Below are 24,671 nucleotides of genomic sequence, written 5' to 3' on the forward strand. Positions count from 1 at the left end.
GCTGCCGCCCCCAGACCCCCGCATCGGCCCTGAACGGGCCTCGTCCTCAAACGCCGGACGGGCTGAGCTGTGCGGACCGGCGCCGAGAGGTGCCGCCTCCCACGGGCGGGTGGCGGCTCGGGACGGCAATCCCCCGCCCTCGGCCGCCGGACGGACCGGGTGGTGCGGACCGGCGCCGCGAGGCGCCGGTCCCCCCGAAAATACCCTCTCCACAAGCCCCGCCCCTTCTGTTAGACGCCCGCCCCATCAGCCCCGTCCCCCCGTAGACGCCCGCCCCATCGGTCCCGCCCCTCCGCAGACGCCCGACCCATCAGCCCCGCCCCTCCGCAGACACCCGACCCATCAGCCCCGGCCCCCTGCGCAGACGCCCGACCTGCGAGTTCCGCCCCCTCCACAGACGCCCGATCCATCGGTCCCGCCCCTCCACAGACACCCGATCCATCAACTCCGGCCCCCCGTAGACGCCCGCCCCATCAGCCCCGGCCCCCTGCGCAGACGCCCGACCCATCGGTCCCGCCCCCTCCACGGACGCCGATCCATCGGTTCCGGCCCCTTCCGCAGCCGCCCCTGGGAGCCCCCCTCCCACGGGCGCCGCCCCTGGGAGCCCCGTCCCAAGGGTGCCGCCCCCGCCGCGGGGAGGTGCGGTGGGGGCGGTTGTGGGGGGCCGGGTCTGTGGTGGAGGGGTGGGGAGGCCGGCTGTCCCCCGTTCGGCCGGCCTCCGGGGGTGCCGCGTTCACGCGGCGCGGGAGCGCAGGCGGCGGAGGCTGAAACTATGCGGTTCGTTCTCCGCCGCGTGGCGGGCCTCGCGGCGGGCGGCGCGGCGGGTGCGGGCGGCCTCGCGGGCCAGGCGTTCCTCGTCGGCGCGGCGGATCAGTTCGGCGGAGCGGATCTGGGAGATCTCGAACTCGTACATGGTGTGTCCCTTGTCCCTCGGGGCCCGTGGCCCGTGGCCCTGGTGAGAGGCCGTTGGTGTCGTCTCGCTTCCTGCGATGACTCCACTTTCGTCTCCGAGGGGGGTGCGCCACATCGGGAGAGTTCCGCATCTTCCGCGGGGCCCGGGGCCTTAGACGCACGCGAGGGGTCTTAGGCCCTCCGTAAGGTGCTTACGGAGGGCCTAAGACCCCTCAGGACCTGCGGTGATCCGGCCGGCGGTGGTCAGCCGGCGGAGGGCAGTCCGAGCAGGACGTCGGTGTACTTCAGGACGGCCAGCAGGAGGCCGATGACGCCCAGCGCCACACCGCCCCAGGAGACCGACTTGATCCAGGCGGCCTGCGGCTTGCCGGGCGCCCCGAACGCGGGACGCGCCAGGACCAGGACGCCGACGACCAGCGCGAGCAGCGCGAAGACGCCGCCCCACAGCGCGGTGGCGTGCCAGGCGTCGCCGTAGCCCTCCTTGAGCAGTTTGTTGATGTTGGAGGAGGACGAGGTCTGCGCGCCGAGCTGGCCGATGAGCGACTGGCGCGCGGACGCGATGGTCCCCACCCAGCTGCCGGTCAGCGAGACGACACCGAGCGCCGCGGAGACGATCGCACCCGCGCCCTGCCCGACGCCGGTCGCGGCTTCCTCGTCGCCCTCGGAGCCGTTCTCGACAAGGTCGGCCTCGACGGCCGCCTCCTCCTCGGTCTCGGCCGCGGTGGCGTCCACCGTCTCCTCGTCGGGCTTCACTTCGGTGGCCTCGGTCACGGCCTCGTCATCAGTCTTGGTGGTTCCCATACCTCGCACCGTACGGACGCTGGATGAGAGGTCTCTGAGAGATCGCGGGGAGCGATCGGCAGAGCCTCCGCCTGTTGGTCGGCTATTGATTGTGTGCGGCACGCCCACGTGCTTCACGCCACTCGGGGGCCAGGATCGACCACACCTCGGAGTCGTGCCGCACCCCACCATAGGGGTACGCCTCGCGGTGCACGCCGTCGCGGGTGAATCCGAGGCGCCGGGCGACGTTCAGACTGGGCACGTTCCCCGAGGCGGCGATCCACTCGACGCGGTGGATGCCGCGCTCCTCGACCGCCCAGTCGATCAGTATCCGCATCGCCCGGGTGATCAGCCCGCGCCCGGTCGCGGCGGGCTCCAGCCAGCAGCCGACCTCGCCGTTGCCGTGCTCCGCGTCGAAGTTCAGCGCGAGCACACCGCCGACGAGCTTGCCGTCCAGCCAGATGCCGTGCAGCGAACCCGTGTCGGCGGCGCGCATGTCGGCGTAGCGCTGCAGCGTCTCGCGTGCGGAGGGCACGTCGACCGCCTTCTGTCCGAACGGGATGAACTGTCCGATGAACTCCCGCCCGCGCTCCAGGTTCGCCAGGAACTCCTCGGCGTGCCAGGGCTCCAGCGGGCGCAGTTCGGCCCCGTCGTCACCCAGGGATATCGCGTACATCGCCCCGTTGCTCCTTCTCCAGTTCCGCCACGACATCGGTGAGCCTCTCATGGGTGGCACGGCACTCGGGCGGTTCGATGCTGATGCGGGGCATACGGCGGTCCAGCCAGGCCGGCAGCCACCAGTTGGCGCCGCCGAGCAGGTGCATGAGGGCCGGGACCAGGAGCGTGCGCAGGACGAAGGCGTCCAGGGCGACGGCGGAGGCCAGCGCGATCCCGAACATGGCGATCACCCGGTCGCCGCTGAGGACGAAGGCGAGGAAGACCGAGATCATGATGACCGCGGCGGAGTTGATCACCCGGCTGGTCTCGGCGAGGCCCACCCGCACCGCCCGCCGGTTGTCGCCGGTCTCCAGCCACTCCTCGTACATCCGGCTGACCAGGAAGACCTGGTAGTCCATGGAGAGTCCGAAGAGCACCGACACCATGATCACGGGGAGGAAGGGCTCGATGGGGCCGGCCCGGCCGAGGCCCAGCAGCTCGCTGCCCCAGCCCCACTGGAAGATCGCCACGACGACGCCGAAGGCGGCGGCGACGGCGGCGATGTTCATCGCGGCGGCCTTCAGGGGGATGCCGATCGAGCGGAAGGCGAGCAGCAGGAGCAGACAGCCGAGGCCGATGACCACGCCCACGAACAGCGGCAGCTTGCCGACGATCACGGCGGCGAAATCGTCGTACGACGCCGTCACACCGCCGACCTGGATGTCCAGGGAGGTGCCGGTCTCGGCGCGCGGCAGCACCTCGTGGCGGAGCCGGTCGACGAGGTCGCTGGTCTTCTGCGACTGCGGCTCGGAGGCCGGGACGATCGTGAAGAACGCGGTGTCGCCGCCGGTGTCGTAGGTGACCGGGGTGACCGAGGCGACGCCCTCGGTGGTGCGGATGGTGGCGTCGAGGTTGTCGAGGGTGAGTTTGTCCTCGGCGCCGTCGACATGGGTGACGAGGGTGAGCGGGCCGTTGACGCCGGGGCCGAAGCCGTCGGCGAGCAGGTCGTACGCCTGGCGGGTGGTCGAGGTCCTGGGGTCATTGCCCTGGTCGGAGGTGCCGAGGTGGAGGGAGAGCGTCGGCAGGGCGAGGACGGTCATGACGGCCAGGGCGACGATCCCGAGCACCTTGGGGTGGCGTTCCACGAACGCCGACCAGCGATGGGCGAACCCGGTCGGCAGCTCGGGCTGCGGACCGTGCTCGGCCAGCCGCCGCCGTTCGCGCCGGCTCAGGGCGCGCATGCCGATGAAGGAGAGCAGGGCGGGCAGCAGGGTGACGGAGGCGGCCACGGTGAGGACGACCGTCAGCGAGGCGGCGATCGCGACGCCGTTGAGGAAGCTGAGCCGCAGGATGAGCATCCCCAGCAGCGCGATGCAAACGGTGGCACCCGCGAAGACGACGGCCCGTCCCGTCGTGGCCACCGCGCCGGTGACCGCCTCGGTGACGGACAGTCCCCGTTTGAGTCCGCGCCGGTGTCTGGTGACGATGAAGAGCGCGTAGTCGATGCCGACGCCGAGCCCGATCAGCATGCCGAGCATGGGCGCGAAGTCGGCGACGGTCATGGCGTGGCCGAGCAGCACGATCGCCGCGTACGCCGTGCCCACGCTCACCAGGGCGGTGGCGATGGGCAGCACGGACGCGGCGAGCGACCCGAAGGCCAGGAACAGCACGACCGCGGCGACGACCACGCCGACGATCTCGGCGACATGCCCGCCGCTGGACTCGGTGAGCGCGACGGCGCTGCCGCCCAGCTCCACCTGGAGCCCGTCGCCGTCGGCCGCCTTCGCCGTGTTGACGACGGCCTCGGCCTCGGACTTCTTGATGTCCTCGGCCCGGTCGCGGAAGGTCACCGTGGCGTAGGCGGTGTGCCCGTCCTTGCTGATCTGTGCCGAGCCGTCGTCGCCGTACGGGCCGGCCACGGAGGCGACGCCGGGCAGGTCGGAGATCTTCTCCAGGGTCTCGGTCATCGTCTGCTCCACGGCGGCGGCGCGGACCGTGCCGGAGCTCGTGTGCCAGACGACCGTGTCGCTGTCCCCGCCGAGCCCGGGGAAGCCCTCCCGCAGCAGCTGGGTGGCGGCGCCGGACTCGGTGCCGGGGGCCTCGTAGTCGTTGGAGTACGCCGAGCCGGTGACGGCGGCGGCCGCGGTCACCCCGCCGAAGGCGAGGAGCCAGAGCAGCACCGAGACGAGACGGTTCCGAACACACCAGCGTGCAAGGGCTGCCACGTACTAGCTCCCGGGGGACGATTTGTGGATCTTTGACCGGGAACAGTCGTGGAACGTCGTTCACAACATGAACAGCCCGCAAAGAACGCATGAGCAATGCGAGGACCATGTTTGCAGGCAGAAGTGATCGTTTACGCCATTCGTGGGTTTATTCACAGGAGTGGGAGGCAGATCACAGGACAGTAACGGCGACTCTGTCACCTCAGTCGAACTGGTCCCCCAGCGCCATCACCATCGTCCCCACGATCAGCAGCCACAGGGCCCGGCGCGTGTGCCCCCGGGCGCCGAGGACCGCGGCGCACGCGCAGACGGCGGCGCCGAAGGCGTAGGCCCCGGGTACGAGCGCCGAGGCGGGCCCGGTCAGCCTCATCAGCGAGGCGGCGAGCCCCGCGAGGGTCAGCAGCGTGCCGGTGCCGCCGGCCGTCCAGCGGGCCCGGCGGGCGTCGTAGGCGATGTCCATGTCGTCGGCCAGGTCGTCGTCCATGTCGTCAGCCATGTCGTCCTCGACGTCCCGTATCTCGGAATCATCTCGTCCGCTCATGGCCGGGGAGCGTAGCGCGTCCTCCAGGGAAAGCGGCTGCGGTGCGACCCGCACAGCTGCTAGCTTCCGCTGGTCAGCCGTCACCGGCTCCTCGCCGACGACCGAAGCGGGTGCATTGTTTGAAGGTCCGACCGAGCTCCTACGCATCGACTTCCACTACGAAGATCTCAAGGAGCCCGTTCAGCGATGTCCGGCATCAGGACCCCGAACGACGACCTTTCTGACCGTCTGAACCACCCCGCCCACCCCCGCAGCAGCCAGTACGACGCCCGTTGGGCCGTCGACAACCAGATGGGCCCCAACGCCCTGTGGCTGCTGGAGTGGCTGGCCCCCGCCCTCGGCCTGGACACCCTGCGCCCCTGCGCGCGCGTCCTCGACCTGGGCTGCGGCCGCGCGATGACCTCGATCTTCCTGGCCCGGGAGTTCCACGCCCAGGTCACCGCCGCCGACCTCTGGATCGAGCCCGACGACAACGCCCGGCGCATCGCCGAGGCGGGCTTCGCCGACCGGGTGCAGGCGGTGCGTGCCGAGGCGCACGACCTGCCCTTCGCCGAGGGGTCCTTCGACGCGATCGTGAGCATCGACGCGTACCAGTACTTCGGCACCGACGACCTCTATCTGCCCACCCTCACACGGCTGTTGAAGCCCGGCGGAAGGATCGGGGTCGTCGTACCGGCGCTTCGCTCCGAGCCGGAGGGCCTCGAGCCGCCGGAGCACCTCAAGCCCTGGTGGGAGCCGGACTACTGGTGCTTCCACTCCGCCGACTGGTGGCGGCGCCACTGGACTCGCAGCGGGGCCGTCGAGGTCGAGGCGGCCGACTGGCAGCCGGACGGCTGGCGGGACTGGCTGCTGTGGTGCGAGGTGGTCGCCGAGGAGAGCCCCGAGGAGTTCCACCGCACGATGGCCCGCCGGGTGGGCGAGATGGTGCGGGCGGACGAGGGCCGCGCACTGGGATTCGTACGGGTCGTGGGACGCCGTAGGTGAACACGGGTACGGCCCCGGAGGGCATCCCTCCGGGGCCGTACCGCGTGCCGGGGCTCAGCCCTCGCTGACGCCCAGCTTCTCCAGGATCAGCTCCTTGACCCGGGCCGCGTCGGCCTGACCGCGGGTCGCCTTCATGACCGCGCCGACCAGGGCGCCGGCCGCGGCCACCTTGCCGCCGCGGATCTTGTCGGCGACACCCGGGTTGCCGGCGATGGCCTCCTCGACGGCGGTGGTCAGGGCGCCCTCGTCGGAGACGACCTTCAGACCGCGCTTGTCGACGACCTCGTCGGGGGTGCCCTCGCCGGCGAGAACGCCCTCGATGACCTGGCGGGCCAGCTTGTCGTTCAGGTCGCCCTTCGAGACCAGCTCGGTGACGCGGGCGACCTGCGCCGGGGTGATCGCCAGCTCGTCGAGCGCCTTGCCCGACTCGTTGGCGCTGCGCGCCAGTTCGCCCATCCACCACTTGCGGGCGGAGGCCGCGTCGGCACCGGCGTCGATCGTGGCGACGATCAGGTCCAGCGCACCGGCGTTGAGGATCGCCTGCATCTCGGTGGCCGAGATGCCCCACTCCGCGAGGAGGCGGTTGCGGCGGACCAGCGGCAGCTCGGGCAGCGCGGCCCGGATCTCCTCGACCCACTCACGGGACGGCGCGACCGGGACCAGGTCCGGCTCCGGGAAGTACCGGTAGTCCTCGGCCTCCTCCTTCACCCGGCCCGAGGTCGTCGACCCCGTGTCCTCGTGGAAGTGGCGGGTCTCCTGGACGATGGTGCCGCCGGCGCTGAGAACCGCGGCATGCCGCTGGATCTCGAAGCGGGCCGCGCGCTCCACGGAGCGAAGCGAGTTGACGTTCTTGGTCTCGCTGCGCGTGCCGAACTTCTCGGTGCCGTTCGGGCGCAGCGACAGGTTCACGTCGCAGCGCATCTGACCCATCTCCATACGGGCCTCGGAGACGCCGAGCGCCCTGATGACCTCGCGCAGCTCACGGACGTAGGCCCGCGCGACCTCGGGAGCCCGCTCGCCCGCGCCCTCGATCGGCTTGGTGACGATCTCGATGAGGGGGATGCCGGCGCGGTTGTAGTCGAGGAGCGAGTGCGAAGCGCCGTGGATACGGCCCGTCGCGCCGCCCACATGGGTCGACTTGCCGGTGTCCTCCTCCATGTGGGCGCGCTCGATCTCCACACGGAAGGTCTCGCCGTCCTCCAGCTGTACGTCGAGGTAGCCGTTGAAGGCGATCGGCTCGTCGTACTGGGAGGTCTGGAAGTTCTTCGGCATGTCCGGATAGAAGTAGTTCTTCCGGGCGAAACGGCACCACTCGGCGATCTCGCAGTTCAGCGCGAGACCGATCTTGATGGCCGACTCGATGCCGATCGCGTTGACGACCGGGAGCGCGCCGGGCAGGCCGAGGCAGGTGGGGCAGGTCTGCGTGTTGGCGTCCTGACCGAGCTCGGTCGAACAGCCGCAGAACATCTTGGTCTTGGTGCCGAGTTCGACATGGACCTCAAGGCCCATGACGGGGTCGTACGACGCGAGAGCGTCCTCGTACGACACCAGGTCGGTCGTGGTGGTCACGGTGAAACTTCCCTCTCAGCCCAGCAGGACGTCGTCGTCGCCCAGCCGCTTCAGCTCGCGGTAAAGGATGGCCAGGCCGGTGACGATGCCGACGGCGGCGACCGTCGCGTCGATCAGTCGCAGCGTGTCCTGCTCCGCGCGGGCCTTCTTGATCCGCTTGGCGACACCGAGCGCGCCGAAGGCGGTGGTGGCGATGGACACGTACGTACCGGACTTGGACTTCTTGAAGTCCTGAGCCTTGGTGAGTGCCTTGGTCACAGCGACGGAGCCTCCTCGAGGAGCGGGTGCCCCCACTTTTCCACGAAGGCGGCCTCGACAGCTGCGCCGACCTTGTACAGACGGTCGTCCTTCAGCGCCGGGGCGATGATCTGGAGACCGACCGGGAGGTTGTCCTCCGGGGCGAGACCGCAGGGCAGCGACATGGCCGAGTTGCCCGCGAGGTTGGTCGGGATGGTGCAGAGGTCGGCCAGGTACATCGCCATCGGGTCGTCGGCGCGCTCGCCGATCGGGAAGGCTGTGGTGGGCGTGGTCGGCGAGACGATGACGTCGACCTGCTCGAAGGCCTTCTCGAAGTCGCGCGTGATCAGCGTGCGCACCTTCTGGGCGGAACCGTAGTAGGCGTCGTAGTAGCCGGAGCTCAGCGCGTACGTGCCGAGCATGATCCGGCGCTTGACCTCGGGGCCGAAGCCCTCGGCGCGGGTGAGGGAGGTGACCTCCTCGGCCGAGTGCGTGCCGTCGTCGCCGCTGCGCAGGCCGTAGCGCAGGCCGTCGAAGCGGGCGAGGTTGGAGGAGCACTCGGAGGGCGCGATCAGGTAGTACGCCGACAGCGCGAGGTCGAAGGACGGACAGTCCAGCTCGACGATCTCGGCGCCCAGCTCCTTGAGGAGGGCCACGGACTCGTCGAAGCGCTGGATGACGCCGGCCTGGTAGCCCTCGCCGCGGAACTGCTTGACGACGCCGACGCGCATGCCCTCGACGCTGCCGTTGCGGGCGGCCTCGACGACCGGCGGGACCGGCGCGTCGATGGACGTCGAGTCGAGCGGGTCATGACCGGCGATGACCTCGTGGAGCAGCGCCGCGTCCAGGACCGTACGGGCGCAGGGCCCGCCCTGGTCGAGGGAGGACGAGAACGCGACCATGCCGTACCGGGACACCGCCCCGTACGTCGGCTTCACGCCCACGGTGCCGGTGACGGCGGCCGGCTGACGGATGGAGCCGCCGGTGTCGGTGCCGATGGCGAGGGGCGCCTGGAAGGAGGCGAGCGCCGCACTCGACCCACCGCCGGAGCCACCCGGGATCCTGGTCAGGTCCCACGGGTTGCCGGTCGGGCCGTACGCGCTGTTCTCGGTGCTGGACCCCATGGCGAACTCGTCCATGTTGGTCTTGCCGAGGATGACGACGTCGGCGGCCTTGAGCTTCTTGGTGAGGGTGGCGTCGTAGGGCGGGATCCACCCTTCCAGGATCTTGGAGCCGACGGTCGTCGGGATGCCCTGGGTGGTGAAGATGTCCTTCAGCGCGAGCGGGACGCCCGCGAGAGGACCGAGCTTCTCGCCCCTGGCCAGCTTCTCGTCGACGGCGCGCGCCTGGGCCAGCGCACCCTCGCGGTCGACGTACAGGAAGGCGTGCACCTTCTCGTCGACGGCCTCGATACGGGCCAGATGGGCCTCGGTGACCTGGACGGCCGTGAGCTCGCCGGAGGCGATCCTGGCGGCCGTCTCGGCGGCGGTGAGCTTGATGATGTTGACGTGGTCCGTCATGGCGATCAGTCCTCCCCCAGGATCTGCGGCACCTTGAAACGCTGCTGCTCCTGGGCCGGGGCGCCGGACAGCGCCTGCTCGGGGGTGAGCGAGGGTCGGACCTCGTCCGCCCGCATGACGTTGGTCAGCGGGAGCGGGTGCGAGGTCGGCGGTACGTCTTGGTCGGCGACCTCGCTGACGCGGGCGACCGCGCCGATGATGTCGTCCAGCTGTCCCGCGAAGTGTTCGAGCTCTTCGGGCTTCAGCTCCAGACGCGCCAGCCGGGCGAGGTGGGCGACCTCCTCGCGCGTGATGCCAGGCATGCAGCGTTCCTCTGGGGTGAGTGTGTGTGGTTTGGGGCTGGCCCCAATCCTAGGGGGCAGGGGCGGCGGGCCGTTAAACGGTTTCACCCCGGGCGGTCGCCGGGCCCCGCGCTACTCCGCGGCCGGCAGGGCCGCGCGCGGTCGCTGCCAGCCGCGCGAACCACGGGCGCGCAGCCAGGCGGTGGTCTCCTCGGGAGGCATCGCCGCCGCCACCAGCCATCCCTGGACGGCGTCACACCCGAGATCCCTCAGCCGCTCCCAGGTCTCGTCGTCCTCCACGCCCTCCGCGACGACGAGCAGCCCCAGCGAGTGCGCGAGATCCACCGTGCACCGCACGATCTCCGCGTCCTCCGTGTCGACCGCGAGGCGGGCCACGAACGAGCGGTCGATCTTCAGCTCGCTCACCGGCAGTCGCCGCAGATGCACCAGCGACGAATACCCCGTCCCGAAGTCGTCCAGCGACATCTTCACGCCGTGCCCGGTCAGCCCCGCCAGGGTGTCCGCGGCCCGCTGCGGGTCCTCCAGCAGCACATGTTCCGTTATCTCCAGCTGGAGCGCCCCCGCCGGCACCCCGTGCCGGGCCAGCCGCGCCGCCACAGAACCCGCGAAGCCCGGAGTGTGCACGTCCCGCGGGGAGACGTTGACGGCGACCGGCACATACAGCCCCTGAGCCCGCCACTCGGCCACCTGTCCGAGCGCCGTCTCCAGCACGTACTCCGTGAGATGGGGCATCAGCCCCGAGGACTCGGCGATCGCTATGAACTCGTCCGGCGGCACCTTCCCGCGCTCGGGATGCACCCAGCGCACCAGCGCCTCCAGCCCGGCCACCTGCCCGTCGAAGCGGACCTTGGGCTGGTAGTGCAGCTGCACCTCGTGCGCGTCCAGCGCGCGCCGCAGGTCACCCAGCAGACCGAGCCGGTCCGGCGTGTTCGAGTCCCGCTTGGACTCGTACACCTCGACGCCCGTACGGTCCCGCTTCGCCTGGTACATCGCCACGTCCGCCCGCCGCAGCAGCCCCTCCGCGTCCAGCGCGTGGTCCGGGAACACGGCGACGCCCGCACTGGCCTCCAGGACGAGGGTGAGTCCGTCGAGGTCGAGCGGGGAGCTGAGCGCGGTGACCAGGCCGCGGGCGATACGGGTCGCGGAGGTGGTGGAGTCGGCGACCGGCAGTAAAACGGCGAACTCGTCGCCGCCGAGCCGCGCGGCCTCCGCCCCGCGCGGCAGCGCCACGCGCAGCCGGTCGGCTATCTGGAGGAGCAGCCGGTCGCCGGCGAGGTGCCCGAGGGTGTCGTTGACGGACCGGAAGCGGTCGAGGTCTATGAGCATCAGGGCGGAGCGGGCGCCGATCCGCTCGGCGTCGTCGAGGGCCGTCCAGATGCGTTCGAGCAGCCACTGCCGGTTGGGCAGCCCGGTCAGCGGGTCGCGCAGCTGCTCCTCGGCCCGGGCGCGGGCGATCCACAGGGTGGAGTCGAGGGCGATCAGCGGGATGGAGAACAGCGGCAGCAGCACCGGCTGGGCGACGGCGACCACGCACACCAGCGGGGCGATACCGAGCAGCGCGACCGCGACCAGCCCCTGTCTGACCAGGGCGGTACGGGCCACGGTGGGCAGTCCGCCGCGCGGGGCGTGCAGGTACCAGAGCAGGGTGCGGGTGACCAGGAGATAGGCGGCCGCGACCAGGGCCACCTCGGGGGCGGTGTACAGCGTCCAGCTGTCGGGGTTCCAGGGCGTCTCGACGGACGGCACCCGGCCGAAGGCGCCGAGCACGAGGGCGCCGGCGCCGATACCGAGGATGTCCACCGCGCCCTGCAGCACGCCGGCCCGCCAGCGGTTGCGCCGGGCTATGCCGACCAGCACGACCACGGTGAGGCTGACCATGCCGGCCGCCACCCAGCCGTAGAGCATCAGCACGGCGAGGGTGAGGGCGGCGCCCGAGCCCGTGCCGCCCCACCAGCGGGAGCGGCCGAGCATCACCAGATGGCCGACGATGATGCCGGTCAGTACGGCGAGCGACCAGCCGACGGTGCCGGACGGGAAGAGCGCGTGGGTGCCGGTGAACGCCCGGTAGAACCCGGCGCCGAGGACGAAGGCGGCCGCACCGACGACCCCCGCGGGCAGGGCGGGCCAGGACAGGTGCCGGTCGTGGTCGGTGTCCGGGTGGGCGGACGTGTGTGCGGTGGTGAGCTGAGGAGCGCCACGCACGTCCGTCACGGTGTACTGTCCGGTGCCGCGCCCCTCCGCGCCCGGACGCTCCGGGGACCGCCCGGCCCACCGGCTCGTCCGCCAGGCGCCGGTGACCCGGAGCCGGCGCAGCCGTGAGTCCGGGGCGGCGCTCTCGGTCGGTTCCATTCCCGTCCCTCTCACAGCCGGCGGTGCCCACGCCACGCGGCCCGATGCCCGACATCCATCAACGGCGCCGCGTTGGAAAACCCTTCCCCTTGCCCACCAGGAGCACGGGGATGCCCCAACCGCAGCTGGGCACGGCAGGCGCACGTCTCAACAGTAGGCCGCAGAAGGCTTCCACGGGCAGCGGTCGTAGACGGTTGCCCGAATGGCCCCGGCCACCCGTATGCATCTGGTATGCGCCGAACGGGTGGCCTTCAACCGCTACTCCTCTGTGGGAAGCGCAACTTCGGCCGCCGCTTCCGGCCCCTGTTCCAGCAGGACGCCGAAGCCGTCCTCGTTCAGAACAGGCACCTTGAGCTGCATCGCCTTGTCGTACTTCGAACCAGGATTGTCACCTACGACAACGAAGGAGGTCTTCTTCGAAACAGAACCGGTCACTTTCGCTCCCCGGCTCTGCAGCGCCTCCTTGGCCCCGTCGCGGGTGAAGTGCTCCAGCGTGCCGGTGACCACGACGGTCATCCCCTCCAGCGGGCGGGGGCCCTCGTCCTCGCCGGTGCTCTCCTCCTCCATACGGACCCCGGCGGCCCGCCACTTGCGCAGGATCTCCTGGTGCCACTCCTCGGCGAACCACTCCTTGAGGGAGGCGGCGATGATCCCGCCGACCCCGTCGGTGTTCGCCAGCTCCTCCTCGGTGGCCTGCTCGATCCGCTCGATCGAGCGGAACTCACGGGCCAGCGCCTCGGCGGCGACCGGACCGACATGACGGATCGACAGACCGGTCAGGACCCGGGCGAGCGGGCGCTCCTTGGCCGCGGCGATGTTCTCCAGCATCGCGACCGCGTTCTTCTTCGGCTCGCCCTGCTGGTTGGCGAAGACGGTGGCGATCTTCTCCTCGCCGGTCTTCGGGTCCCGCTTGGGCAGGCCGCTGTCCTGGTCGAGGACGTACGCCTTGATGGGCAGCAGCTGCTCGATGGTGAGGTCGAACAGGTCGCCCTCGTCGACCAGCGGCGGGTCGGCCGGCTCCAGCGGCTTGGTGAGGGCCGCGGCGGCCACATAACCGAAGTGCTCGATGTCCAGCGACTTGCGGCCCGCGAGGTAGAAGAGGCGCTCGCGCAACTGGGCCGGGCAGGAGCGGGCGTTGGGGCAGCGCAGATCGACGTCGGCCTCCTTCATGGGCCGCAGCGCCGTACCGCACTCGGGGCACTCGGCCGGCATCACGAACTCGCGCTCGCTGCCGTCCCGCAGATCGACCACCGGGCCGAGGATCTCCGGGATGACGTCACCGGCCTTGCGCAGCACCACGGTGTCGCCGATCAGGACGCCCTTCGCCTTGACCACGTCCTGGTTGTGAAGGGTGGCGAACTCGACCTCGGAGCCGGCCACCGTCACGGGCTCGACCTGCGCGTACGGGGTGACGCGGCCCGTACGGCCCACGCCGACCCGGATGTTGATGAGCTTGGTGTTGACCTCCTCGGGCGCGTACTTGTACGCGATCGCCCAGCGCGGGGCGCGGGAGGTGGAGCCGAGCCGGCCCTGGAGCGGGATCTCGTCGAGCTTGACGACCGCGCCGTCGATCTCGTGCTCCACGGAGTGGCGGTTCTCACCGAAGTGGGCGATGAACTCGCGGACGCCGTCGAGGTCGTCGACCACCCTGTTGTGCTTGGCGGTCGGCAGGCCCCAGCTCTTCAGCAGGTCGTAGGCCTGGGAGAGGCGGGTGAGGCCCTCGAAGCCCTCCAGGGCGCCGATGCCGTGGACGACCATGTGGAGGGGGCGGGTGGCGGTGACGCGCGGGTCCTTCTGGCGGAGCGAACCGGCCGCCGCGTTGCGCGGGTTGGCGAAGGGCTTGTCGCCGGCCTCGACCAGACGGGCGTTGAGCTCCTCGAACTTGTCCATCGGGAAGTAGACCTCGCCGCGGATCTCCACGAGGTCGGGGACCTTGTCGCCCTTCAGCCGGTCCGGAATCTCCGCGATCGTACGGACATTGGGGGTGATGTCCTCCCCTGTCCGTCCGTCGCCGCGGGTCGCCGCCCGCGTGAGACGGCCGTGCTCGTAGGTGAGGTTGACGGCGAGACCGTCGACCTTGAGCTCGCACAACAGGTGGTAGCCGGGTCCGCCGACGTCCTTGGCGACCCGCTCGGCCCAGGCGGCCAGCTCCTCGTCGCTGAAGGCGTTGTCGAGGGAGAGCATGCGCGAGCGGTGCTGGACCGCGGTGAACTCGGTCTCGTACGCCCCGGCGACCTTCTGGGTCGGCGAGTCGGGGGTCCGCAGCTCGGGGTACGACTCCTCCAGCCCCTCCAAGGTCCGCAGGAGCCTGTCGAACTCCGCGTCGCTGACCACCGGGGCGTCGTTCACGTAGTACCGGAAGCGGTGCTCCTCGATCTGCTCAGCGAGCTTCGCGTGCTGCTCCCGTGCCTCGGCGGGCACCGTCGTCTCCGCTTGCTTGTCGCCGGCCACCGTGTTGTCCTCCCGTTACTCTGGGTTGTCCGCGAGGGATCTCGCCGCCCGGACGCAGTGGGCGAGCGCCCGCCGCGCGTACTCCGGGGAGGCCCCCGCAAGTCCGCACGACGGCGTGATCGTGACCGCCCGGGCGAGAAGCCCCGGTTGCAGCCCCAGCCTGCGCCACAGCGTCCTGACACCCATGACGCTACCGGCAGGGTCTGACAATGGGCCGTCCGTGCCCGGCACGACACCCGCGAAGAGCCGGGTACCCGCTTCCACCGCCTCGCCGATCGTGTCGTCGTCACGTTCGGTGAGGAGCGAGAGGTCGAAGGAGACCGCTGCGGCACCGGCCCGGCGCAGAAGGGCGAAGGGGACGTCCGGTGCGCAGGAGTGGACCACGACGGGGCCCTCGGCGTGAACCCCCATGACGTCGCGGAGCGTGGCCTCGACGATCTGCCGGTCCACGGCGCGGTGGGTGCGGTAACCGCTGGCCGTCCTGACCTGGCCGCGCAGTACGGCGGTGAGGGAGGGTTCGTCTAGCTGCAGGACGAGACGGGCGCCGGGCACACGGCGGGCGAGTTCGGCGAGGTGCAGGCGCAGCCCCTCGGCGAGCGAGGCGGCGAGGTCACGACAGGCGCCGGCGTCGGAGAGCGAGGATTCACCGTTCCTCAGTTCGAGGCCCGCGGCGAGCGTCCAGGGCCCGACGGCCTGCACCTTCAGCGGGCCCTCGTACCCCTGGGTGAACTCCTCCAGCGCGTCGAGGTCCTCACCGAGCCACGACCGCGCCCGCTTGGTGTCCCGCCCCGGCCGGTCCCCGATCCGCCAGCCGCTGGGCTCCACGCGCGCGTACAGCTCGACGAGCATTCCGGCGGTCCGTCCGATCATGTCCGCGCCGGGGCCGCGGGCGGGGAGCTCGGGGAGGAAGGGGAAGTCCTCGAAGGTGCCGGTGACCGTCTTGGCGGTCTCGCGGGCGTCGCCGCCCGGCATGGAGCCGATGCCGGTGGCGGGGCCGAAGGGAAGATCTGCGTTCACACGCGCAGCCTATGTTTCCCCGTGGGTCAGCGTCCCGGCCGCACCGTCAGGTCGTTCACCTCGGCGTCCCTCGGCAGGTCGATGGCCATGACGATCGTCGTCGCCACCGACTCCGCGTCGATCCACCGTGCCGCGTCGTACTCCTTGCCCTCCTGCTGATGCACCTTGGCTTGCATGGGACTGGCGGTACGACCGGGGTAGACGGACGTGACCCGGACGCCGTTGCCGTGCTCCTCGTGGCGCAGGGAGTCGGCGAGTGCCTTGAGGCCGTGCTTGGAGGCCGCGTAGGCGGACCAGTCCGCGTGGGCGTTCAGCCCCGCCCCGGAGTTGACGAAGACCACATGCCCGCGCGTGGCGCGGAGCTGGGGCAGGAAGTGCCGGGTCAGTTCCGCCGGCGAGATCAGGTTGACGTTGAGCTGGTGGCGCCAGGCCTTGGGGGTCAGCTCCCCCACCGGGCCCAGGTCGACCACGCCCGCGATGTGCAGCAGACCGTCCACACGGTCGGGGAGCGACTGGTGCGAGAACGCCCAGGACAGCTTGTCGGGGTCGGCGAGGTCGCCGACCAGCGTCCGCGCACCCGGGAACTCGGCCGCCAGCTCCTTCGCGCGCCCCGCGTCACGCGCGTGCAGCACGAGTTCGTCCCCGCGCGCGTGCAGGCGACGGGCGACGGCCGCGCCGATGCCGGAGCCCGCTCCGGTGATCACATGTGTAGCCATGCCGCCATGCTCGCACCCGCGGGCGAGCGGCTACTCGACGCCCTGGCTCTCCTCCAGGTGGGCGAGCGCCCCCACCGGCTCCTCCGCGAAGAACACCAGGTCGGTCAGAGGGCGCGGCAGGAACCCCTCCTCCTCCATGCGCAGGAACTGCTGCTTGAGGCCGTCGTAGAAGCCCGCCGTGTTCAGCAGGACCACCGGCTTCTCGGTGTGGCCGTGCTTCTTCAGCTCCAGGATCTCGGTCGCCTCGTCGAGGGTGCCCGTGCCGCCCACCATGATCACCACGGCGTCGGCCTTCTCCAGGAGCAGCTTCTTTCGCTCGGCGAGGTCGCGGGCGATCACCATCTCGTCGGCACCGGCGCGAGCCTTCGCCGCCAGGAAGTCCACCGAGACCCCGCACAGCCGGCCGCCCGCCTCCTGCACACCGTCGGCGACCACCTTCATCAGCCCGACGTCCGAGCCGCCCCACACCAGAGTGTGGCCGCCCTTGCCGAGCAGTTCCGCGAACTCGCGCGCCGGGCGGGTGTAGCACTCGTCCAGGTCGGCGGCGGAGAGGAACACGCAGATTCGCATGAGGTCACCGTACGCGGGAAGAACCGGGCGGCCGCGAGTGCTTTTCCGGTATGGCCGAAGGACACGAGATCACCATCGAGCAAGGCGACAGGCACGTGCGCGTGGTGCACGGCGACCAGATCCTGGCGGAGAGCGAACGCCCCCTGGTGCTCAGGGAGACGGGCTGTCCCCCGCGGTACTACCTCCCCGCCGACGACGTACGGCTCGACCTGCTGACCCCGTCCGACACCCACACCTACTGCCCCTTCAAGGGCACGGCCTCCTACTGGTCGCTGCCCGGCGCACCCGACGTGGTGTGGTCCTACCCCGAGCCCAAGCCCGAGGTCGCGGAGATCAAGGATCATCTCTGCTTCTACCTATGATCTTGGCCAGTGCTCCGGCATTCCTCAGCCGAGTCATTTACGCCGAGGGTGAAGGCCATCTCAGAACTGCTGTGACCTGCGCCGTGGGCACGGGTCCGCGGTGTTCGCCTCAGGCCGTCACGTGGTGTGTTTCTGGTTCTCGGTGTACTGCTTGACGACGGTCAGGGGTGGGCCGCCGCAGCTGGCGGCGGAGTAGGAGCCGGACCAGATATGCCCGCCCTGCAAGTGCCGACGGATGTGGGTGTCGTACTCCTTGCGCAGGAGCCGGGAGGAGGCGCTCTTGAGGGAGCTGATGAGCTTGGGGAGCTGGACTTCGCGTGGTGGTGCACGAGAAGGCGGACGTGGTCCTCTTCTCTGTTGAACTGCCCCAGCTCGGCTTCGAAGTCCTCGACTCCCGTGCTTCAACCGGATTCCGGTTCCCTTGAGCAGCTGGCCGCCCTATCCCTCTTACGGGTGAAGGAGATTGTTTCCTGTGATCGAGTAGGCGCGGGGAACGCATGATCGGTGATGGCAGCTGAGTTCGTAGTGCCCAAGGAGAGAGGTAGAGGGGGTGGCTCGCGTGGCAACGGAGCGGGCACCGGAGAAGCGGCAGTTCGGGCATCGTGCCCGGCTGGCGCTGTCCCCTTCGCAGGTCCGGTTCGTCGACGCCCAGGCCCACGCCGCACGGGCGACGTGGAATCTTCTGCACGGCTTCTGGACGATGACGCCGAAGTGCCGCCGCTCCCTCAAGGCCGCTGACGAGGCGATCCGGCAGGCCCGCAAGGAGATCGACTGGCTCGGCGTGCTGCCCGCGCAGGCCGCCCAGGCGGTGCATCTCTACCGGATCGGCCACACCGCGGTCATCCCGGCTGCCGGGAGGGCAGTCGTCAGGCGCACCCGTGGCGTCAAGCCTGTCACCGCAAGGTAGACGGGAATCTCCTTCCTGAGTTTGCGAAGGGAGGAGAGCACTTCAAGAAGTCGAGGTGTCGTGAGTGAACGAAACGAACGAGCTCTTGAGCGCGTAAGGGCGATTAATTCGCCGCCTTGGGGCAGTCTCCACAGGCATGGACAACACCACCATTTCGCGCGACGGCACTTCCCTCGCGTACCAGCGCACCGGTGAGGGCCCCGCGGTCGTCCTGGTGAGCGGTGCCATGTCGACGGGCGCCACCGTGGCGCCCCTCGGCGTGCCGCTGTCGGACGGCTTCACCGTCGTCTCCTACGACCGCCGGGGGCGGGGGCAGAGCGGCGACACGGAGCCCTACGACGTCGCCCGCGAAGTCGAGGACCTCGCCGCCCTGATCGACGCGCTGGGCGGCGAGGCATGGCTCTACGGCCACTCCTCGGGCGGCGCCCTGGTCCTGGAGGCGGCGGCGAGCGGGCTGCCGCTGCGCGGCGTCGCCGTGTACGAGGTGCCGTACGCCGTCTACGAGGGCGGCGCCGAGGAGCGCGCCCGGTACACCGAGAGCCTCACCGCGGCGCTCGGCGAAGGCCGCCGCGGGGACGCCGTGGAGCTCTTCCTGCGGCTGACGGGGCTGGCCGAGGAGATGATCCAGGGCGCCCGCAACTCCCCCATGTGGCCCGGCATGGAGTCCATCGCGCCGAGTCTCGCCCATGACAACGCCGTGATGGGCGACGGACTGGTGCCGCGGGCCAGGCTGGCCGCCATCGGCGTGCCCGTGCTGTCCCTCGCGGGCGGCGCGAGCCCCGCCTGGATGCGGGAGGCCGCCCAGGCGGTGGCCGAAGCGGCACCTCGGGGGACGTATCGCGTCCTGGAGGGGCAGACGCACATGGTCGATCCGCAGGTGCTCGCGCGGGCTCTGACGGAGTTCTTCACAGCGGTCTGACATCAAACCTTGGGCAACCCGAGACCGACCCACGCCCACTGGTCACATAAGATTCACCATCAACTCGCGCTTTCGCGGCGAGCCTCCTTGTCCCCCGGCATTCCGGCTCGCTTGTGGAGCACGACCCATGAACACCCCGCACGCCCTGCCCGACGGCGGCCCGGCCACGGTGCCACCGCAGCGCCGCCGCCGGGCCGAGCCCCGCAAGGCCGTTGCCGGCCGCACCCACCCCGGACTGCTGCCCTCGCCCCCCGACGACCGGGAGAAGGTCTCCTACGTCCGGCGGCACACCTGGGTGCTGACCTACTCGTCGCTCGTCGGGTTCGTCTGCCTGGTGATCAGCCAGGTGCGGGCGGCGGCGACAAGCGTCTGGATCTGGGCGTACGTCCCGCTTCTGGTGCTGTCCCTGGTCAGCTATCTGATCTCGTTCCGGCTGGACGCGTTCACCCCGAGCTTCGACCTGCGCGGGCACCGCCGGCTGGTCAAGGCGTGGCAGCCGGAGCGCTACCCGGACGTGGACGTCTTCCTTCCGGTGTGCGGCGAGCCCATCGAGGTGCTGCACAACACCTGGCTGCATGTGCGCACCCTGGGCGAGCACTACCCCGGGCGGGTCACACCGATCGTGCTGGACGACTCCGACGACCCGGAGATCGGCGCGATGGCCGCCGACTTCGGCTTCCGGTACCTGGTGCGGCCCAACCGCGGCTGGATGAAGAAGGCCGGCAACCTGCGCCACGGCTTCGAGCGGTCCTCGGGCGACTTCATCCTCATCCTGGACGCCGACTTCGCCCCGCGCGCGGATCTGCTGCACGAGCTGCTGCCGTACATGGACCGCGATCCACGTACCGGAATCGTCCAGTCACCCCAGTTCTTCCGCGTCCTGGACCAGCAGAACTGGATCGAGCGCGGGGCGGCGGCCGTGCAGGAGCTGTTCTACCGCAGCGTCCAGGTCTCCCGGCAGCAGAGCGACGGCTCGATCTGCGTGGGCAGTTGCGCGGTGTACCGGCGCAGCGCGCTCGCGGAGATCGGCGGCACCAGCCTGGTGGAGCACTCCGAGGACATGTACACCGGGTTCGAGCTGCGGGCCCTGGGCTGGGACCTGACGTACGTGCCGGTCGCGCTGTCCACCGGCGTGTGCCCGGACACCGTGGGCGCCTTCTACAGCCAGCAGTACCGCTGGTGCATGGCCTCGCTGGCGATGCTGGGCAGCAGGGACTTCTGGCGGACCAGAATGCGCTTCGCCAGCCGACTGTGCTATTTGTCCGGTTTCATCTACTACATCGAGACCGGCCTGCTGACCTTCAGCGGCCCGCTCATCGCGCTCACGATCATGCTGGCCGCCCCCGAGCAGCTGAAGCTCGCCAACATCGGTCTGGTGCTGCCCAGCGTGCTCTACCTGACCGTGATCTACCCCATCTGGCACCGCAACCCGTACCGCCTGGAGGCCTGGGCCACCCGTGTCCTGTACGGCTGGGCGCACGCCTTCGCCATCTGGGACACCGTCCGCCGCCGCCCGATGGGCTGGACACCGACCGGCGCGGGCGGCGCCAAGGGCAGCAAGACACGCCGCCTGTGGATCGGCATGGGGGCCTGGAGCGGAACGACGGCGGTCGCCTGGATCGCCGTCGCGGTCTGGCGGATGAGCACCTCCCTCAACCCGTCCGACTACGCCCTGATGCTCGCCTCGGGCCTCTTCTACGGCGTCGCGGTCGCCCGTGCCCTCATCCAGCCGCACGCCGAGGAGGCCGCCCCCGCGCAGCCGCCGCTCGTCGAGGAGGTCGCCGTATGACCGGGCCCCGCCTCCTGCTGCTCGCGCTCGCCGGCTGTCTGCTCGTGACGCTCGGCGCCTGCGCGCCGCCCGCGCCCCAGGTCTCCTCGGCGGCCGCGAAGGCCCAGGTGGCCTCGCCGAGCGCCGAGGCGCCGTACGACATACGTCCGTTGCTCAAGCCCGGCCACAAGTACTTCGGGGTCGCCTTCAACGGATCGCCCCGCGCCACCTCCCCCGTCACGGCCTTCACCGAGAAGGCGGGCAAGCGGCCCAATCTGCGCGAGTACTACGCCAAGTGGGGCGACCCGTTCCAGGCGGACGTCAACCGTGCCGTCTGGGACGACGGCCAACTGCCCTTCCTGGTCTGGGAACCCTTCTCCCACACGGCCGCGCAGATCGCCGACGGCGAGCAGGACGCCTACATCCGGGAGTTCGCGGACGCCGTGCGCGACTACAACCGGCCGCTCGCGCTGAGCTTCGGGCACGAGATGAACGGCGGCTGGTACCCCTGGGGCAGCGAGAAGACCGGCGCCGCCGACTTCGCGCGCGCGTGGCGGCACATCCACGACCTGTTCACCGACGAGGGCGCGGCGGACGTCATCTGGGTGTGGAGCCCGAACGTGATCAACCCGGTCCCGGACGTGCGCCTCAAGCCCTACTACCCGGGTGACGCCTACGTCGACTGGATCGGTGTCGTCGGCTACTACGCGCTCAGCGGGCCGACGACCTTCGAGACGCTCTTCGGGCCGACGCTGAAGGAGATCCGCCGCTTCAGCCGCAAGCCGTTCCTGATCGCGGAGACCGGGGTGCAGGCCGGGGAGCGCAAACCGGCCCAGATCGCCGACCTGTTCGCGGGCGTACGCGCGCGTGCCGACATGCTGGGCCTGGTCTGGTTCAACCTCAAGAAGGAGGCCGACTGGCGCATCGACAGCGGCCCGTTGTCGCTCGCCGCGTTCAAGAAGGCGGCCGCGGACGACTCCTTCGGCTTCGACGTCCGGAAACCGTAGGGGGCCCGTAGATGGAGCACAACGACTCCACCATGCAGATTCCGGTGGCCCGCCCGAAGATGCGGTCCCGGGTCGCGGAAACGATGCAGCTGAGGGTGCTCAAGCCGCGCCCGTCCGGCTACACCCTCAGCCCCGTCCCGGACTCCGGCTGGTCGGCCGCCCCGAGTTCGCGCCGGATCTGGGTCAGCCGGCTCGTCCTGCTCGCCCTGCTGGTGATGCAGGCCGGTCTGTCGCTGCGGCTGCAGAACACCGCCTTCGAGGACGAGGCCCTCTACCTCTTCGCCGGCCACGCGGAGATCTCCCATCTGCTGCACGGCACCCCGCTCTACGGCGCCTTCGACAGCTACTTCTCCGGCGCACCCGTCCTCTACCCGGTCCTCGCCGCCGCCGCCGACTCGGTGTTCGGGCTGGCCGGCGCCCGCGCCCTGAGCCTGGCCTGCATGCTGGGCTGCACCTCGCTGCTGTACGCGATGACCCGCCGCCTCTTCAACGAGCGGGCGGGACTGTGCGCGGCCGGTGTCTTCGCCGTCGCCCAGTCCACCGCCTTCATGGGCAACTTCGCGACCTACGACGCCCTCGCCCTGTTCCTGCTGGCGCTGGCCGCCTGGATCGTCGTACGCACCGCGGACTCGCACCCGCTGCTCACCCTGCTCGCCGCGCCGGTCGCCGCGCTCGCCGTGGCCGTCAAGTACGCCTCGGCCCTGTATCTGCCGACGGTGGTGCTGCTCGGGGTGCTGACCGTCTACCAACGGCGCGGTCTGCCGCGGGCGCTGGGGCGCGGGGTGCTGCTCACGGCGGCCACCGTGGCGCTGCTGGGCGCCGGGCTGTACGCCTCCGGGTACCTGGCGGCGATCCAGTCGACCACGACGGCCCGCGCGGCCGGTACGACGCCTTCCTGGACCATCGTGCGGGACTCGGCCCGCTGGGGCGGCCTGGCGGTCGCCGTGGCCCTCGTGGGGGCCTTCAGTTACGTCCGCACCGGCCGTATGAGCGAGATGCCCGGCTGGCGCGGTGCGCTGCCGGGTGCCCGCTGGCGGGCTGCGCTCGGGCTGCTCCTGGTCGGCACGGCCCTGCTCGCGCCCGCCTACCAGCTGCATCTGCACACCGAGGTCTCGCTGCACAAGCATGTCGGCTACGGCCTCTTCTTCGCCGCGCCCCTCGCCGGCGTCGGCGTCACCCGGCTCATGGGCGCGCACTTCAAGTACCCGCAGTGGGCGATCTTCCTGGGTGTGGTGCTGCTCTCCAGCGGGATGTCGCAGGCCTACGACAACTTCCACTCCTGGCCCGACTCCAGGAGCCTGGTGGCGACGCTGCGGCCCTACATGAGCCCGCACGGCCGCTACCTGGCCGACACCTACGAGGTGCCCGTCTACGCGCTGGGCAAGGACACCTCGTACCGCCAGTGGAACTCGACGTACACGATCGACTACACGAGCCGCTCCGGGCGGCACCTGACGGGGGCGGCCGGCTTCAGGGCGGCCGTCGCCGACCGGCACTTCACCCTCGTCGTGCTCGACCGGGGCAACCCGACGGGCGAGAGCACCACGATCCGTGACACGCTCATGCATTCGACCGGCTACCGCCTCATCGGGACGGTGCCCTACGCCACCGGGTGGGGCACGAGCCGGTTCGAGCTGTGGGCGCCCTCCTAGGACCGTCCCGGGGCCGCCCCGGGGCCCACGGCCTCATGTGGCGGCCCGTCCCGTCGGCTTACGCGACCGGAGCCGCCGTCTTCGCGCGCGTGGTCGTCGCGATCGTCGCCGAGCCCACCACGCGGGTGTCGTCGTAGAGGACGATCGCCTGGCCGGGGGCGACGCCGCGGACCGGCTCGGTGAACGAGACCTCCAGGACGCCGTCGACGAGTTCGGCGCTGACCTCGGTCTCGCCGCCGTGGGCGCGCAGCTGGGCGGTGTAGGTGCCGGGGCCGGAGGGGGCCGTGCCGCACCAGCGGGGCTTGATGGCGGTGAGCGCGGTGACGTCGAGGGCGGCGGCGGGGCCGACCGTCACGGTGTTGTCCACCGGGGAGATGTCCAGGACGTAGCGCGGCTTGCCGTCGGGCGCGGGGGTGCCGATGCGCAGGCCCTTGCGCTGGCCGATGGTGAAGCCGTACGCGCCCTCGTGGGTGCCGACCTTGGTGCCGGACTCGTCGACGATGTCGCCCTCGGCCCTGCCGAGGCGGTTCGCGAGAAAGCCCTGGGTGTCGCCGTCGGCGATGAAGCAGATGTCGTGCGAGTCGGGCTTCTTGGCGACCGCGAGCCCCCGGCGCTCGGCCTCGGCGCGGATCTCGTCCTTGGTGGTGACCGTGTCGCCGAGCGGGAAGAGTGCGTGCGCGAGCTGCTTCTCGTCCAGGACGCCGAGGACGTACGACTGGTCCTTGGCCATGTCGGAGGCGCGGTGGAGCTCTCGGGTGCCGTCCTCGTTCACGATCACCTGGGCGTAGTGGCCGGTGCAGACCGCGTCGAAGCCGAGCGCGAGCGCCTTGTCGAGCAGGGCGGCGAACTTGATCTTCTCGTTGCAGCGCAGACACGGGTTCGGGGTGCGGCCGGCCTCGTACTCGGCGACGAAGTCCTCGACGACGTCCTCGCGGAAGCGGTCGGCGAGGTCCCAGACGTAGAACGGGATGCCGATGACGTCGGCGGCGCGACGGGCGTCGCGCGAGTCCTCGATGGTGCAACAGCCACGCGCGCCCGTGCGGAACGACTGCGGGTTCGCGGAGAGCGCGAGGTGGACGCCGGTCACGTCGTGACCGGCTTCCGCGGCGCGGGCGGCGGCGACGGCGGAGTCGACCCCGCCGGACATGGCGGCGAGTACGCGAAGGGGGCGGGGGCGCTGCGGGGTGTCAGTCATAGCCCCTCAAGAGTACGGGCCCCCGGGAACC

22 protein-coding genes and 1 pseudogene are annotated in these 24,671 nt (G+C 70.8%); 7 read left to right on the forward strand and 16 right to left on the reverse strand.

Features of this window, described 5'->3' with window-relative positions:
* Positions 1-733: 733 nt before the first annotated feature.
* From ABZT17_RS38970 to ABZT17_RS38990, 5 genes are all read right to left on the reverse strand, one after another.
* Positions 734-913, reverse strand: coding sequence for a hypothetical protein (locus ABZT17_RS38970; protein ID WP_356356435.1), 180 nt, complete (start codon positions 911-913; stop codon positions 734-736).
* Positions 914-1,155: 242 nt separating this feature from the next.
* A complete protein-coding gene (locus ABZT17_RS38975; protein ID WP_356356437.1) occupies positions 1,156-1,713 on the reverse strand; it encodes a hypothetical protein in 558 nt (185 codons plus the stop codon).
* An 82-nt stretch (positions 1,714-1,795) separates the two neighbouring features.
* Complete coding sequence (locus ABZT17_RS38980; RefSeq protein WP_356356439.1) at positions 1,796-2,368, reverse strand: GNAT family protein; 573 nt, start codon at positions 2,366-2,368, stop codon at positions 1,796-1,798.
* A complete protein-coding gene (locus tag ABZT17_RS38985) occupies positions 2,346-4,574 on the reverse strand; it encodes an MMPL family transporter (RefSeq protein WP_356356441.1) in 2,229 nt (742 codons plus the stop codon). Before ABZT17_RS38985 ends, ABZT17_RS38980 begins: the two co-directional genes overlap by 23 nt.
* A 202-nt stretch (positions 4,575-4,776) precedes the next feature.
* Positions 4,777-5,115: a hypothetical protein gene (locus ABZT17_RS38990; RefSeq protein ID WP_356356443.1), complete on the reverse strand. Its 339-nt coding sequence runs from the start codon at positions 5,113-5,115 to the stop codon at positions 4,777-4,779.
* Between the two features lie 186 nt (positions 5,116-5,301).
* Between ABZT17_RS38990 and ABZT17_RS38995 the strand changes: the two genes are divergently transcribed.
* Entirely contained in the window at positions 5,302-6,099 is a 798-nt protein-coding gene (locus ABZT17_RS38995) for a methyltransferase domain-containing protein (RefSeq protein WP_356356445.1), read from the forward strand.
* Between the two features lie 54 nt (positions 6,100-6,153).
* Here ABZT17_RS38995 and gatB read toward each other — a convergent pair whose 3' ends face one another.
* The 9 genes from gatB to ABZT17_RS39040 all read right to left on the reverse strand — a co-directional run bounded on the left by gatB (position 6,154) and on the right by ABZT17_RS39040 (position 16,830).
* A complete protein-coding gene (gatB, locus tag ABZT17_RS39000) occupies positions 6,154-7,668 on the reverse strand; it encodes an Asp-tRNA(Asn)/Glu-tRNA(Gln) amidotransferase subunit GatB (RefSeq protein WP_356356446.1) in 1,515 nt (504 codons plus the stop codon).
* 15 nt (positions 7,669-7,683) lie between these two features.
* A complete protein-coding gene (locus ABZT17_RS39005) occupies positions 7,684-7,926 on the reverse strand; it encodes a hypothetical protein (protein WP_356356448.1) in 243 nt (80 codons plus the stop codon).
* A complete protein-coding gene (gene gatA, locus ABZT17_RS39010; protein WP_356356450.1) occupies positions 7,923-9,425 on the reverse strand; it encodes an Asp-tRNA(Asn)/Glu-tRNA(Gln) amidotransferase subunit GatA in 1,503 nt (500 codons plus the stop codon). Before gatA ends, ABZT17_RS39005 begins: the two co-directional genes overlap by 4 nt.
* Positions 9,426-9,430: 5 nt before the next feature.
* Positions 9,431-9,727 carry an Asp-tRNA(Asn)/Glu-tRNA(Gln) amidotransferase subunit GatC gene (gene gatC, locus ABZT17_RS39015; RefSeq protein ID WP_007384860.1) on the reverse strand — a complete coding sequence of 99 codons (297 nt, stop codon included), beginning with the start codon at positions 9,725-9,727 and terminating at the stop codon, positions 9,431-9,433.
* A 111-nt stretch (positions 9,728-9,838) separates the two neighbouring features.
* Positions 9,839-12,076, reverse strand: a complete 2,238-nt coding sequence (locus ABZT17_RS39020; protein ID WP_356356452.1) for an EAL domain-containing protein — start codon at positions 12,074-12,076, stop codon at positions 9,839-9,841.
* 258 nt (positions 12,077-12,334) lie between these two features.
* Positions 12,335-14,527 carry an NAD-dependent DNA ligase LigA gene (ligA, locus tag ABZT17_RS39025; protein WP_356356454.1) on the reverse strand — a complete coding sequence of 731 codons (2,193 nt, stop codon included), beginning with the start codon at positions 14,525-14,527 and terminating at the stop codon, positions 12,335-12,337.
* Positions 14,528-14,542: 15 nt separating this feature from the next.
* Positions 14,543-15,544, reverse strand: coding sequence for a methionine synthase (locus ABZT17_RS39030; RefSeq protein WP_356356456.1), 1,002 nt, complete (start codon positions 15,542-15,544; stop codon positions 14,543-14,545).
* 26 nt (positions 15,545-15,570) lie between these two features.
* Positions 15,571-16,260, reverse strand: a complete 690-nt coding sequence (locus ABZT17_RS39035) for an SDR family oxidoreductase (RefSeq protein WP_356356457.1) — start codon at positions 16,258-16,260, stop codon at positions 15,571-15,573.
* A gap of 30 nt (positions 16,261-16,290) precedes the next feature.
* Positions 16,291-16,830 carry a TIGR00730 family Rossman fold protein gene (locus ABZT17_RS39040; protein WP_356356459.1) on the reverse strand — a complete coding sequence of 180 codons (540 nt, stop codon included), beginning with the start codon at positions 16,828-16,830 and terminating at the stop codon, positions 16,291-16,293.
* Positions 16,831-16,880: 50 nt separating this feature from the next.
* Here ABZT17_RS39040 and ABZT17_RS39045 point away from each other — a divergent pair, with 50 nt between their 5' ends.
* A complete protein-coding gene (locus ABZT17_RS39045; RefSeq protein WP_356356461.1) occupies positions 16,881-17,192 on the forward strand; it encodes a DUF427 domain-containing protein in 312 nt (103 codons plus the stop codon).
* 117 nt (positions 17,193-17,309) lie between these two features.
* Here ABZT17_RS39045 and ABZT17_RS39050 read toward each other — a convergent pair whose 3' ends face one another.
* Positions 17,310-17,597 carry a transposase gene (locus ABZT17_RS39050; protein ID WP_356356463.1) on the reverse strand — a complete coding sequence of 96 codons (288 nt, stop codon included), beginning with the start codon at positions 17,595-17,597 and terminating at the stop codon, positions 17,310-17,312.
* Between the two features lie 205 nt (positions 17,598-17,802).
* On the opposite strand from ABZT17_RS39050, the pseudogene ABZT17_RS39055 reads away from it, so the two are divergent.
* The 5 genes and pseudogenes from ABZT17_RS39055 to ABZT17_RS39075 all read left to right on the forward strand — a co-directional run.
* Positions 17,803-18,003 (forward strand): annotated as a pseudogene (locus ABZT17_RS39055) (RNA-guided endonuclease TnpB family protein); the annotation flags it as partial.
* Between the two features lie 232 nt (positions 18,004-18,235).
* Positions 18,236-19,018 carry an alpha/beta hydrolase gene (locus ABZT17_RS39060; RefSeq protein WP_356356465.1) on the forward strand — a complete coding sequence of 261 codons (783 nt, stop codon included), beginning with the start codon at positions 18,236-18,238 and terminating at the stop codon, positions 19,016-19,018.
* Between the two features lie 127 nt (positions 19,019-19,145).
* A complete protein-coding gene (locus ABZT17_RS39065; RefSeq protein WP_356356467.1) occupies positions 19,146-20,807 on the forward strand; it encodes a cellulose synthase catalytic subunit in 1,662 nt (553 codons plus the stop codon).
* A complete protein-coding gene (locus ABZT17_RS39070; protein WP_356356469.1) occupies positions 20,804-21,793 on the forward strand; it encodes a glycosyl hydrolase in 990 nt (329 codons plus the stop codon). Before ABZT17_RS39065 ends, ABZT17_RS39070 begins: the two co-directional genes overlap by 4 nt.
* Before the next feature lie 11 nt (positions 21,794-21,804).
* The gene (locus ABZT17_RS39075; RefSeq protein ID WP_356356471.1) at positions 21,805-23,445 is read left to right on the forward strand and encodes a glycosyltransferase family 39 protein; all 1,641 of its coding nucleotides are present in this window, start codon (positions 21,805-21,807) and stop codon (positions 23,443-23,445) included.
* Positions 23,446-23,503: 58 nt separating this feature from the next.
* Here the strand turns inward: ABZT17_RS39075 and mnmA are convergent, their stop codons facing one another.
* Positions 23,504-24,640: a tRNA 2-thiouridine(34) synthase MnmA gene (gene mnmA / locus ABZT17_RS39080; RefSeq protein WP_356356473.1), complete on the reverse strand. Its 1,137-nt coding sequence runs from the start codon at positions 24,638-24,640 to the stop codon at positions 23,504-23,506.
* Positions 24,641-24,671: the final 31 nt, after the last annotated feature.

Source organism: Streptomyces sp. NPDC005648 (assembly GCF_040605395.1).
Lineage (GTDB): Bacteria > Actinomycetota > Actinomycetes > Streptomycetales > Streptomycetaceae > Streptomyces.

What these genes read in the sequence shown, in the direction of transcription:
- ABZT17_RS38970 (WP_356356435.1), bottom strand. Translation starts at nt 913, where the DNA reads ATGTACGAGTTCGAGATCTCCCAGATCCGCTCCGCCGAACTGATCCGC.
- ABZT17_RS38975 (WP_356356437.1), bottom strand. Translation starts at nt 1,713, where the DNA reads ATGGGAACCACCAAGACTGATGACGAGGCCGTGACCGAGGCCACCGAA.
- ABZT17_RS38980 (WP_356356439.1), bottom strand. Translation starts at nt 2,368, where the DNA reads ATGTACGCGATATCCCTGGGTGACGACGGGGCCGAACTGCGCCCGCTG.
- ABZT17_RS38990 (WP_356356443.1), bottom strand. Translation starts at nt 5,115, where the DNA reads ATGAGCGGACGAGATGATTCCGAGATACGGGACGTCGAGGACGACATG.
- ABZT17_RS38995 (WP_356356445.1), top strand. Translation starts at nt 5,302, where the DNA reads ATGTCCGGCATCAGGACCCCGAACGACGACCTTTCTGACCGTCTGAAC.
- gatA (WP_356356450.1), bottom strand. Translation starts at nt 9,425, where the DNA reads ATGACGGACCACGTCAACATCATCAAGCTCACCGCCGCCGAGACGGCC.
- gatC (WP_007384860.1), bottom strand. Translation starts at nt 9,727, where the DNA reads ATGCCTGGCATCACGCGCGAGGAGGTCGCCCACCTCGCCCGGCTGGCG.
- ABZT17_RS39020 (WP_356356452.1), bottom strand. Translation starts at nt 12,076, where the DNA reads ATGGAACCGACCGAGAGCGCCGCCCCGGACTCACGGCTGCGCCGGCTC.
- ABZT17_RS39035 (WP_356356457.1), bottom strand. Translation starts at nt 16,260, where the DNA reads ATGGCTACACATGTGATCACCGGAGCGGGCTCCGGCATCGGCGCGGCC.
- ABZT17_RS39040 (WP_356356459.1), bottom strand. Translation starts at nt 16,830, where the DNA reads ATGCGAATCTGCGTGTTCCTCTCCGCCGCCGACCTGGACGAGTGCTAC.
- ABZT17_RS39045 (WP_356356461.1), top strand. Translation starts at nt 16,881, where the DNA reads ATGGCCGAAGGACACGAGATCACCATCGAGCAAGGCGACAGGCACGTG.
- ABZT17_RS39060 (WP_356356465.1), top strand. Translation starts at nt 18,236, where the DNA reads ATGGACAACACCACCATTTCGCGCGACGGCACTTCCCTCGCGTACCAG.
- ABZT17_RS39065 (WP_356356467.1), top strand. Translation starts at nt 19,146, where the DNA reads ATGAACACCCCGCACGCCCTGCCCGACGGCGGCCCGGCCACGGTGCCA.
- ABZT17_RS39070 (WP_356356469.1), top strand. Translation starts at nt 20,804, where the DNA reads ATGACCGGGCCCCGCCTCCTGCTGCTCGCGCTCGCCGGCTGTCTGCTC.
- ABZT17_RS39075 (WP_356356471.1), top strand. Translation starts at nt 21,805, where the DNA reads ATGGAGCACAACGACTCCACCATGCAGATTCCGGTGGCCCGCCCGAAG.
- mnmA (WP_356356473.1), bottom strand. Translation starts at nt 24,640, where the DNA reads ATGACTGACACCCCGCAGCGCCCCCGCCCCCTTCGCGTACTCGCCGCC.